The organism is Pseudidiomarina mangrovi (assembly GCF_003999375.1).
Lineage (GTDB): Bacteria > Pseudomonadota > Gammaproteobacteria > Enterobacterales > Alteromonadaceae > Pseudidiomarina > Pseudidiomarina mangrovi.
Genome location: NZ_RJLC01000010.1, coordinates 409,573 through 420,876 on the forward strand (window position 1 = coordinate 409,573; position 11,304 = coordinate 420,876).

Annotated in this window: 8 protein-coding genes and 3 tRNA genes; 8 read left to right on the forward strand and 3 right to left on the reverse strand. The window is 50.5% G+C overall.

Annotated features, from left to right (window positions below; genetic code table 11):
• The first annotated feature begins 39 nt into the window (after positions 1-39).
• A complete protein-coding gene (locus EFO84_RS05145) occupies positions 40-2,202 on the forward strand; it encodes a TonB-dependent siderophore receptor (RefSeq protein ID WP_127346983.1) in 2,163 nt (720 codons plus the stop codon).
• Between the two features lie 9 nt (positions 2,203-2,211).
• Entirely contained in the window at positions 2,212-3,345 is a 1,134-nt protein-coding gene (locus EFO84_RS05150; RefSeq protein ID WP_127346984.1) for a PepSY-associated TM helix domain-containing protein, read from the forward strand.
• Between the two features lie 3 nt (positions 3,346-3,348).
• Here the strand turns inward: EFO84_RS05150 and EFO84_RS05155 are convergent, their stop codons facing one another.
• Positions 3,349-4,533 (reverse strand): pyridoxal phosphate-dependent aminotransferase, encoded by a 1,185-nt coding sequence (locus EFO84_RS05155; protein ID WP_127346985.1) that lies wholly within the window; start codon positions 4,531-4,533, stop codon positions 3,349-3,351.
• Between the two features lie 120 nt (positions 4,534-4,653).
• On the opposite strand from EFO84_RS05155, the gene EFO84_RS05160 reads away from it, so the two are divergent.
• Genes EFO84_RS05160 through EFO84_RS05170 form a run of 3 tightly spaced genes read left to right on the forward strand, consistent with a single transcriptional unit; the run spans position 4,654 to position 8,500 of the window.
• A complete protein-coding gene (locus EFO84_RS05160; RefSeq protein WP_127346986.1) occupies positions 4,654-6,006 on the forward strand; it encodes an MATE family efflux transporter in 1,353 nt (450 codons plus the stop codon).
• Positions 6,003-8,021, forward strand: a complete 2,019-nt coding sequence (uvrB, locus tag EFO84_RS05165; protein ID WP_127346987.1) for an excinuclease ABC subunit UvrB — start codon at positions 6,003-6,005, stop codon at positions 8,019-8,021. The genes EFO84_RS05160 and uvrB overlap by 4 nt, the downstream gene beginning before the upstream one ends.
• A 2-nt stretch (positions 8,022-8,023) precedes the next feature.
• Positions 8,024-8,500, forward strand: a complete 477-nt coding sequence (locus EFO84_RS05170; RefSeq protein WP_164742378.1) for a DUF2919 family protein — start codon at positions 8,024-8,026, stop codon at positions 8,498-8,500.
• Positions 8,501-8,526: 26 nt separating this feature from the next.
• On the opposite strand, the gene EFO84_RS05175 is transcribed toward EFO84_RS05170, so the two are convergent.
• Together EFO84_RS05175 and EFO84_RS05180 are read right to left on the reverse strand one after the other, a co-directional pair.
• Positions 8,527-8,602 (reverse strand) — tRNA-Val (locus EFO84_RS05175).
• A 15-nt stretch (positions 8,603-8,617) separates the two neighbouring features.
• Positions 8,618-8,693 (reverse strand) — tRNA-Val (locus EFO84_RS05180).
• Positions 8,694-8,895: 202 nt separating this feature from the next.
• On the opposite strand from EFO84_RS05180, the gene gltX reads away from it, so the two are divergent.
• From gltX to EFO84_RS05195, 3 genes are all read left to right on the forward strand, one after another.
• Positions 8,896-10,311: a glutamate--tRNA ligase gene (gltX, locus tag EFO84_RS05185; RefSeq protein ID WP_127346989.1), complete on the forward strand. Its 1,416-nt coding sequence runs from the start codon at positions 8,896-8,898 to the stop codon at positions 10,309-10,311.
• A 36-nt stretch (positions 10,312-10,347) separates the two neighbouring features.
• Positions 10,348-10,977, forward strand: coding sequence for a carbonate dehydratase (gene can / locus EFO84_RS05190; protein ID WP_127347009.1), 630 nt, complete (start codon positions 10,348-10,350; stop codon positions 10,975-10,977).
• 142 nt (positions 10,978-11,119) lie between these two features.
• Positions 11,120-11,195 (forward strand) — tRNA-Ala (locus EFO84_RS05195).
• The last annotated feature ends 109 nt before the right edge of the window (positions 11,196-11,304 follow it).

Genomic DNA, 11,304 nt, shown 5'->3' on the forward strand with positions numbered 1-11,304 from the left:
GGCCTATCGTCATGAAGTGAATCTATTGAGGAACCGAAAATGAATGCAGTATCTCGTGTTGCCATCGCTGTTAGTGTTGCACTCAGTGCCCCTGCTATTGCCGCGCCAACCGCTCCGGAGCTTCCGCAAACGGCTGAAGCAATTGAACGCTTGCAGATCACCGGTGAGCGGCAAAGTGGTTACCTGGTCAACGATCAGGATTCCGCCAGCAAGTTGCCGCTGAGCATCAAAGACACACCACAAACCGTGAGCGTTATCAGCGCTGAGAAGCTGAAAGATTTTGCCCTCAATGATATCAATTCGGCGGTGGAGTATTCGGCCACGGTCAACGTTGAGCAAGTCGAGACCGATCGCACCTACTTCAGCTCTCGAGGCTTTGAGCTCACCAACATCCAAACCGATGGGCTGGGGTTGAATCATGATTACGGCACCACCACTGGTCGCGTTGATGCGGCGCTTTATGAGCGCATTGAAATCGTTCACGGTGCCAATGGGGTGATGACCGGTGTGGGCAGCCCCGCGGCAACAGTAAATTTAATTCGTAAAAAGCCAACCTCAGCAAGCCAAGCGAGTATCAGCACGATGCTCGGCTCATGGCAGGCAAAACGCGTTGAAGCTGATGTATCTGGCGCCTTGACCGATTCCTGGCGAGCTCGTGCGGTGCTGGTTGCTGATGATCGTGAATCGTATTTAGATCGCTACGCCACCAACAGCCAGGTCGCCTATCTAGTCATGGATTATGCTCCGACCACCAGCACTTTGATCACCTTTGGTTACAGTGAGCATCGCAATGATAGCGATGGCAATTTATGGGGCGCGTTGACGTTATACTATGGCGACGGTACACCGACTAACTTTGCCCGCGAAACCAATATTTCAGCCAATTGGTCGTACTGGAATGTCACTAAAAAGCAAAGCTTTATTGATCTAGAAAGTCAGCTAAGTGACCGCTGGAAACTACGTGCTGCTTATCAGCGCACGCGCACCGACGAAGACAGCCAGTTGTTTTACACCTACTTACCAGATCCGGCTACTGGCCTCGATCCGCAAACCGGTCTCGGCTTAGTCGGTTATGCTAGCGAATATGATTACGATGATAAGCAAGACAATTTTGACCTTTACCTCAGTGGTAACTTTAACGCTTTTGGTGGCGATCATGAGGTAGTCTTCGGGGTCAGCCATGCGCGCTTAGATTTTATTGATAGCTCACTGTACGACTTCACCACAGGGAACGGTTTCCCAGCTATGCCGCGTTTAGAAGATTGGGATGGTAATACACCATTGCCTAGCTTTACCGATGGGCTGGCCGGCAGTGACATCAACACTGAGCAACAAGCCTTTTATAGCCAGGCGCGTTTCAGTTTAGGGGCTGATACCAAGCTGTTAGTTGGTGGTCGTTGGAATGAGTTCACGGCTGAAGGAATTGGCTATGGTGTCGACCGATTCCGTGATGAGCAAAAGTTTATCCCTTATTTTGGTGTGACGCATGCGCTTAGCGATGCCACCACGGTATATGCTTCGTACACCGAAACCTTTAAAGCACAAAACCTGCGTGACCGGAATTTCGAGCTGTTACCAGCGTTGACCGGTGAAAGCGCCGAAATTGGCTTGAAAACCGCACTATTGGGCGATAAAGCGCTGTTATCTATGGCCTACTTTGATATCACCCAGCGTAATTTGGCGGTCAGTGATGGCACTGTCATGAATCCAAATACCAATGCGCCAGAGGTGGTCTATCGAGCCGCTGATGGCGTCAGTAGTAGTGGTTTTGAAATTGAACTGAGTGGCGAATTGTTGGCGGGTTTGCAAGGCAGTATTGCTGCCACCAGCTTTGACGTTGACGGTGATGCGTTGGTGGAAAACTACACCCCGGAAAACTTATTTCGTAGCAGCTTAACCTATCAGTTCGAGCAACTGGCGGCGCTAAAAGTGGGCGCGAGCTTTTTGTGGCAAGACAGTACTAGCCGTTTGCAAGGCTTAGTGGGGCCGAGTTACGCCAATGCTGGGCAGCCAATCATTACTGAACAGGGCGCCTATGGCCGCTTAAATCTAATGGCCAGTTACCAATTCAGTGAGCAATTGATGCTGACGTTAAACGCCAACAACGTATTCGATAAAACCTATCTGAACAGCTTGTTGTGGGCACAAGGCTATTACGGCGCACCGCGTAATTTTTCGGCCAGCCTGCGCTATCAATTTTAAGGTGCCCAGGTGAATCGTAAAACCTTACACCGCTGGCATGGGTGGCTCGGGATCATTTTAGTGATCCCGTTTTTACTGATTTGCTTAAGCGGCAGCATTTTGGTGTTTAAAAAAGAACTCGATAGCTGGTTATTGCCCGAGGTGGCAGCCTTGCCCAGTTCGTCGTTACCACGTTTACCGATGGCTGAATTACAGCAGCGTGTGAATCAGCAACTGCCGGATTATGAAATTGGTAGCTGGGAATTTTTTGCTGCCGGTCATGACGAAGCTGACCGTGTGTTTGTGATTAAAGAGGGCACCGACAGCTGGCACAAAGTGCATTTAAACCCCTATACCGGTGAACTTCGCAGTCAACCGACAGAGCATGGTCATTATTTCACGGATTGGTTATTGGAGTTGCACTACACACTACTCCTCAACGACTTAAAAGCGTTCGAATTCAGTTTCGCAACGGAACATTTTGGCTTGTTACTGACGCTGGTATTAGGGTTGTTTTTGGTGTTTATGGGCATTTCTGGTTTAGTGATTTATCGGCGTTGGTGGGCACGTTTCTTCACCTTACGTTGGAATCAACGGTTGCTCGTGGTGTTTAGCGATATCCATAAAATGGCCGGTACCTTTGCGGCGCCATTGCTTCTAGTCTTAGGCATTACCGGGGTGTATTACAACGGTTTGATCTTTTATGAAGAGTGGACCGAACACGGCGGTGGGCAGCAGCATTATAAGGTCACCGAGCGGCTCTATAGCGATAGCGTGGATCTTGACGCCATGCTGACCGATAGTCGCCAACGTATTGACGGCTTCCGACCAACCTACCTGTTGTTTCCGTTTGAGCCGGAGCTACCGTTTACGGTATTTGGCCAAGCACCAACCGGTAATCCATTGCTGAGCGACTACGGCAGTGTGTCGAATTATGACGCACAAAGTGGCATGTTTTTGAGCTCATATAATCTCAACGAGCAGGGTTTGGGGGCGAAAACACTGGATAGCTTCCGCCATTTACATTTTGGCATGTGGGGCGGTCTGCCGGTGAAAATTTTGTATGCAGTGGTTGGTGTGTTGCCGCTGCTGTTGGCGTTTACTGGGATTTATTTATGGTATCAGCGGCGCAACCAGAAGGCGCGCCGCCGCCATAAGCGTTAAGACTTAGCTGCGAGCGAAGCCATCGATACGCTCCACCGCCTGTTGCAGGATGGTCATAGCGGTGGCAAAGCTGAAACGCACGTGACCTGGGGCACCAAATGCCGAGCCTGGCACTAACGCCACTTTGGCTTGCTCCAGTAATTGTTCGCATAATTCAACGTCGCTGGCACAGCCTTTTGCTGCCATCAGCTCATCAACATTGGCCAAGGTATAAAAGGTGCCATCACCGGCCAAACAGCGCATACCTGGAATAGCGTTGAGCGCAGCAACTAAGTAGTCATGACGGCTTTTAAAAGCGCTAACCATTTCTTGAATACAGCTTTGGTCGCCTTCTAACGCCGCTACCGCTGCATACTGGCTGATAGAGGTTGGGTTTGAGGTACTTTGCGATTGAATCTTGTTCATTGCGGCAATCAGAGGTGCCGGGCCAGCGGCATAACCGATACGCCAACCAGTCATGGCATAAGCCTTAGAAACGCCCGATAAAATCACAATACGATCACGTAAATCAGGAGCTACCATGGCCATATTGGCAAAGGGCTCTGCGGCCCACAAAATATGCTCGTACATATCATCGGTGGCAATCAATACCTGCGGGTGCTGCCGCAAAACCTCAGCTAACGCCGCTAATTCGGCGCGGCTATAGGCCATACCGGTGGGGTTCGAAGGGCTATTTAAAAACAACATTTTGGTTTTTGGCGTGATGGCTGCGGCCAGCTGCGCGGCATTAATCTTGTAGCGTTGCTCAATGCCTGCATTGATAATCACCGGAACACCGCCCACCAATTTGGTCATATCGGGGTAGGATACCCAATATGGCGCTGGAATCAGTACCTCGTCGCCGTCGTTGATCCAGGCTGCTAGCAAGTTATAGATACCGTGCTTGCCGCCCACTGAAATTAAAATTTCTTTGGCCACATAGTCGAGTTGATTATCACGCTTGAGTTTGGCCATTACAGCTTTTTTTAACTGTGGAATACCATCTACCGCGGTATAGCGCGTATAACCGGCGTCAATCGCAGCTTTGGCGGCATCGCCAATATGTTTCGGGGTATCGAAATCCGGTTCGCCGACACCTAAACCGATGACGTCGTGGCCGGCAGCTTTGAGCTCGGCAGCTTTTTGCGCCACCGCAAGAGTCGGTGAGGGTTGAATGGCATTGACGCGGTCGGATAACAGGTAATTCACGGCTTGATCCTTAGGCTAATAAGAGGGGCTGAAATAGAAGCACTTACTCTATACCGCTTGGTCATTTTTGTCCATTCAGCTACACTGGTCGCCTGCTAATTTGATGTATGTGAAACCACCATGAGTTCTGCCGCTAAGGCCCAATCACTGTTGCATGATCCTATTCCAGTCACGCTTTGGCGCATGACCTGGCCGGTGATCGTGGGGGTACTCACGCTAATCAGTTTTAACTTGGTGGATACCTTTTTTATTGGTTTGCTTGGTACTGATGCACTCGCTGCGGTCAGTTTCACCTTTCCGGTGACTTTTACCGTGGTCAGCCTGAGTATCGGTTTAGGCATTGGCACCTCGGCAGTGATCGCGCGCAAACGTGGCAGCGGGCTGCACGAACATGCGCGGTTTGATGGCATGGCGGCACTCAGCGTAGCAGCGCTTATGGCAGGCAGTTTGGCGCTGTTAGGCTATTTGTTGATGGAGCCAATTTTCCAAGCTTTGGGAGCGCAACAGCGCTTAATGCCAGATATCCGTGCCTATATGACACCGTGGTTTGCTGGCGCCATTCTGTTAGTGGTGCCAATGGTTTGTAACTCGGTTTTGCGGGCCGCAGGTGATACCCGCACGCCATCGTTGATTATGGCGTCGGGGGGATTGTTGAACGCCATTTTTGACCCGTTATTGATTTTCGGTATTGGGCCATTTCCTGAACTCGGTATTCAAGGTGCTGCGGTGGCTAGTGTACTGAGTTGGGTGATCGGCTCGGTGTTAGTGTTGTGGTATCTTAACCGTAAGCAACTGCTCAGTTTCCAAGCCCCCGAGGGGGCTAGTTGGTTTCGCTCGGCCCGCGCTATTCTAAAAATTGGTTTACCGGCCGCTAGCGCCAATATGCTTACCCCTATTGCTATGGCCGTACTGACGGCTATTGTCGCTACCTATGGCGCACCAGCCGTGGCTGCCTTCGGGGTTGGCACACGGCTGGAATCATTGGCCTTGGTGGTGGTGCTGGCGCTATCTATGGCATTACCGCCGCTGATGAGTCAAAACTTTGGGGCGGCTTATTATAGCCGCATGCAAGAGGCTTACCGTACCGCCATCAAAGCGGTGATCGGGGTGCAACTGGTCATTTATCTGTTACTCGCCGCCAGCGCTCATTACATTGCTATGGCATTTACCAACGATCCTGAAGTGGCCCGATTGATTCGGCTGTTTATTTATATCATGCCGCTCAGTTATGGCTTGCAAGGGGTGATTATTTTGACCAATTCGAGCTTTAATGCCGTACATCAACCCATGTCAGCATTAATGCTAAGCATTATTCGTTTATTTGTGATGTTCGTGCCGTTAAGTTATCTCGGTGCGGTGCTGGCTGATATCACCGGTCTATTTATTGGCGGTGTGGTGGCGAATGTCATCACTGCCAGTTTAGCGTGGTGGTGGTTTAATAAAACCTTACAGCGGCAACAGGAGAGTACATGAGTCGGGCTTTTGAACTAAAATCAGATTACCAACCGGCCGGTGATCAACCGCAGGCAATTGCCAAATTAGTCGATAATCTTGACGCTGGTTTAGCCCACCAGACCTTGTTGGGAGTCACCGGTTCAGGCAAGACCTTTACCATGGCCAACGTCATTGCGAAGGTGCAGCGACCGACTCTGATTTTAGCTCACAATAAAACTCTGGCGGCACAGTTATACGGCGAAATGAAAGAGTTTTTCCCCAATAACGCGGTGGAGTATTTCGTCTCGTACTACGATTACTACCAGCCCGAAGCCTACGTGCCGACCACCGATACCTTTATTGAAAAAGATGCCTCGATTAACGAGCATATTGAACAAATGCGCTTATCAGCCACCAAAGCGTTGCTCGAGCGCCGTGACGTGGTGCTGGTCGCTTCGGTCTCGTGTATTTATGGTTTGGGCGACCCTGACGCCTATATGAGCATGATGCTGCATTTGCGCCGTGGCGATTTGGTGGATCAGCGTGATATTTTGCGGCGCTTGGCGCAGTTGCAGTACAAACGTAACGATGCCGCTTTTGAGCGTGGTACCTACCGGGTGCGCGGTGAGGTGATTGATATATTCCCAGCTGAATCGGAGCAATTGGCGGTGCGGGTGGAGTTATTCGACACCGAAATTGATCGCATAAGCTTTTTTGAGCCGCTGACAGGTCAAGTCACCGAAGCTGATGTAGCACGGGCGACGATTTATCCGAAAACCCACTATGTGACGCCACGAGAGACCATTCTTAAAGCCATTGAGAGCATCAAAGTTGAGCTTAAAGACCGCAAACAACAGCTACTTGAAGCCAACAAGCTGATTGAAGAGCAACGTATTAGCCAACGTACCCAGTTTGATATCGAAATGATGCTGGAGCTGGGCTATTGCTCAGGTATTGAAAACTATTCGCGCTATTTGTCAGGGCGCGCGCCGGGTGAACCGCCGCCGACCTTGTTGGACTATTTGCCTGATGACGCGCTGCTTATCATTGACGAATCTCACGTGACGGTGTCGCAAATTGGCGCCATGTACAAAGGCGATCGCTCGCGGAAAGAGAACTTGGTTAATTACGGCTTCCGTTTGCCATCGGCGCTGGACAACCGGCCGCTGAAGTTTAATGAGTTTGAAGCTATTGCACCGCAAACTATTTATGTCTCGGCCACCCCCGGTAAATATGAATTGGAAAAATGTGGTGATGAGGTGGTGGAGCAGGTGGTACGGCCGACCGGCTTGATTGACCCACAAATTGAGATCCGCCCAGTTGCGTCACAAGTGGATGATTTAATGTCGGAAGTGCGTAAGCGGGTGGAACTCAACGAACGTGTTCTGGCGACCACATTAACCAAGAAAATGGCCGAAGATCTCAGCGATTATTTGGATGAGCACGATATTCGTGTGCGCTATTTACATTCGGATATTGATACCGTTGAACGCATGGAAATCATCCGTGACTTACGCCTTGGTGAATTTGATGTGCTGGTGGGTATCAACCTGTTGCGCGAAGGCTTAGATATGCCTGAAGTGAGCCTAGTGGCTATTTTAGATGCCGACAAAGAGGGTTTTTTGCGTTCTGATCGCTCACTGATCCAGACCATTGGTCGGGCAGCGCGTAATCTCAACGGTAAAGCGATTCTCTACGCTGACCGTATCACCGGATCCATGCAGCGTGCTATTGATGAAACCGACCGCCGTCGTAACAAGCAAATCGCCTACAACGAAAAGCATGGTATTACCCCAGTGGGTCTGAACAAGCGGGTCACCGATGTCATGGATTTAGGTGGTATTCGGGCGCCGCGTAAAGAGAAGCAACGCGCTGCGGCAGAGCCAAAAGCTGGTTATGACATAGCGGCAATGAGCCCGAAAGCCTTGGTACAGAAACTCGAGCAAACCGAAAAAGCCATGTATCAAGCAGCACGCGACTTAGAATTCGAAAAAGCCGCGGCGCTGCGTGACGAAGTGGCCACCTTGCGCGAGCAATTAAAGCGGTTGGGTTAAGTGTGCTGCAACCCGGTGACGAACGCTACATAAGCCCTGAAGGCAAACTACAAACACCAGTGGCGTTATGGCTGCTGATTTTGCTATTTATGCGGGGCTATGCGGCGTGGATTATCTCGCTGACCTTTATGGAAGATCGCTCGCGCTTGCTACAGTTCTTCTATACCAGTACCGAACAATTCTTATTGGCCCTGATCATCGGGCTACCAGCCTTGATTGTGGTGGTGATGCTGAGCCAACTGGGCGATAAGATCCCAGCTTGGGTAGTGCGGGTTGCACCGCTGGCACCTAACTTTTTATGGATTGCTTGGTTGCTCGATGGCTGGTTGCTGATTAGTTTGATCGCTGCACGCTTTCCGGAATTTTCAGTCGTGAAAGGGGTATTACTGTTTTGCTGGCTAGTGGCGTTGTGGCTATTGCTATTTTCGCGCAGCCTACGCCGCTTCTGGCAGCTGTTAGCTGCAGATGATGGGCAATAACTGGTGAGTTCAGAGGGGTAAAAAAGTGGTGGATGGTACTGGGCTCGAACCAGTGACCCCCGCCTTGTAAGGGCGGTGCTCTCCCAGCTGAGCTAACCATCCATTGGGAGGAACGCGTGGTGGATGGTACTGGGTTCGAACCAGTGACCCCCGCCTTGTAAGGGCGGTGCTCTCCCAGCTGAGCTAACCATCCAATTTCCGTGCGTTGCGGGGCGTATTATAGGTGGCTGAACGATACTGTCAACAGGAAAAAACAACGCAATGCACTGACTGCTGGCTTTTTCGCCGATTCCACTCTGATTTGTGCCGATTGTCTTCGTTTGCAGTAATGCGCAGCACGCTGCTTCTTGCTAAACTATGCCGCATCACTTAATGCTGTGGAGAATAATATAACAATGACCGTGGTCACTCGATTTGCCCCAAGCCCAACCGGCTATTTACACGTAGGTGGTGCACGTACCGCTCTTTATTCTTGGTTAGTTGCTCGTGCCAACGGTGGTAAATTTGTGCTACGCATTGAAGATACTGATCGCGAGCGCTCTACTCAAGAGGCTATTGATGCCATTTTAGAAGGTATGGAATGGCTTGGTTTAAGCTGGGATGAAGGTCCGTTCTATCAAACCAAACGCTTTGATCGGTACAACCAGTTTATTGACCAGATGCTTGAGCAGGGTAGCGCCTATAAGTGTTATTGCTCGCATGAACGCCTCGATGCCATGCGTGAAGCACAAATGGCAGCCGGTGAAAAACCACGATACGACGGTCATTGCCGCGACAACCCTAATGCCAGTGGCGATAGCTTTGTGGTGCGGTTTCGCAACCCACAAACCGGCAGTGTGCGCTTTGACGACCATATTCGCGGCCCGATTGAGTTTGCTAACACCGAGCTGGACGATTTAATCATTCGCCGTACTGACGGTGCACCCACCTATAACTTCTGTGTGGTCATTGACGACTGGGATATGAATATCACCCACGTGGTGCGTGGTGAAGACCATATCAACAATACTCCCCGACAAATCAATATTCTTCAAGCTTTGGGTGCGCCAGTGCCGGAGTATGCGCATGTGTCGATGATCTTAGGCGACGATGGCAAGAAACTGTCAAAACGCCACGGCGCGGTGAGTGTGATGCAATATCGTGATGATGGCTATTTACCGCAAGCGGTGCTGAACTATCTGGTGCGTTTAGGTTGGTCACATGGCGATCAAGAAATTTTCTCACTGGCCGAAATGATTGAACATTTTAGTCTTGATGCGGTGAACAAAGCCGCCTCGGCATTTAACACAGAAAAGCTGAATTGGCTCAACCAGCACTATATGAAGACTATGCCGGCCAGCGAAGTGGCAGGCTACTTAGCTTGGCATTTTGCTGACCAAGGCATTGATTATAGTAACGGACCAAGCTTGGAGCAGATTATTGCGGTGCAAGCTGATCGGGTGAAGACATTGAAGGAGATGGCTACAATTAGCGGTTATTTCTATCAAGAATATGCTGATTTCGACGAAGATGCTGCCAAAAAGCATTTGCGTCCAGTAGCCGCAGAGGCACTGAGCGTGGTGCGCGATAAACTGGCAGCGTTGTCGACTTGGACTGCCGAAGGTATTCATCAAGCTATTGCCGATACCTGTGAACAGTTGCAAATTGGCATGGGCAAAGTAGGGATGCCGTTGCGAGTGGCGGTCACCGGCGGCGGTAACTCACCGAGTTTAGACAGTACCCTGGCGTTATTAGAGCAGCAGCAAGTGGTAGGACGTATTGAGCGAGCACTTCGTTATATACTGGCGCGCGCCGCTGATGCGGCGAACTAATCGAATCATGCCAACCAGCAGCGAGTTGCTCACGTGATGCCAAAAATTCGTCAGTTAATTGAAAATAATAAAAATTGGGCGATTAAAAAACGTACCGAAGATCCGGAGTTTTTCCAAAGCTTGGTAGCCCAACAAAATCCTGAATATCTCTGGATCGGCTGTTCAGACAGCCGGGTGCCCGCCAATCAAGTCGTGGGTATGGCACCCGGTGAGCTGTTTGTGCATCGTAACGTGGCTAATCAGGTGATCCAAACCGACTTCAACTGCTTATCCGTGGTGCAATACGCGGTAGACGTGTTGAAGGTTAAACATATATTGGTAGTCGGCCATTATGGCTGTGGTGGGGTGCAAGCGGCGATTGATAGCACCAGTCATGGTTTAGTGGACAACTGGCTGTTTCAGATCCGCGACATTCATCGCGAGTATCGGCAGCAGTTAGTCGGCTTGGCGGCGCGGCCATTACTTGACCGTATGTGCGAACTGAACGTGATAGAGCAGGTGCGTAACCTCGCTAAAACCACCATCATCCAAAGTGCTTGGGACCGTGGTCAAGAGGTCAATTTGCACGGTTGGGTGTATAGTATTGAAGACGGTTTAGTGCGCGATATGAACGTGACTGTTGATAGCCGCGCAGCGCTGGATGAAATCTATCATTTTGAATCTTAGCCACTTGATTGGGCGTGGTTTCAGCGCAGTTGCCTAAAAAAATAGCAAACAGTTCGTTGAGGCGAAAAAAAGGTTGACGACAGCGGCGGAAGTACCCTAGAATTCGCCCCGCTGTCAGGGTACTGAAGCAGTTCCAAGGTGTGGGGCTATAGCTCAGCTGGGAGAGCGCTTGCATGGCATGCAAGAGGTCAGCGGTTCGATCCCGCTTAGCTCCACCAAACTGCACTCAGTACACGTGAAAACCTGACTTGTTTGTTTTGTTCAGCGTCCCCTTCGTCTAGAGGCCTAGGACACCGCCCTTTCACGGCGGTAACAGGGGTTCGAATC

What these genes read in the sequence shown, in the direction of transcription:
- EFO84_RS05145 (WP_127346983.1), top strand. Translation starts at nt 40, where the DNA reads ATGAATGCAGTATCTCGTGTTGCCATCGCTGTTAGTGTTGCACTCAGT.
- EFO84_RS05160 (WP_127346986.1), top strand. Translation starts at nt 4,654, where the DNA reads ATGAGTTCTGCCGCTAAGGCCCAATCACTGTTGCATGATCCTATTCCA.
- uvrB (WP_127346987.1), top strand. Translation starts at nt 6,003, where the DNA reads ATGAGTCGGGCTTTTGAACTAAAATCAGATTACCAACCGGCCGGTGAT.
- gltX (WP_127346989.1), top strand. Translation starts at nt 8,896, where the DNA reads ATGACCGTGGTCACTCGATTTGCCCCAAGCCCAACCGGCTATTTACAC.
- can (WP_127347009.1), top strand. Translation starts at nt 10,348, where the DNA reads ATGCCAAAAATTCGTCAGTTAATTGAAAATAATAAAAATTGGGCGATT.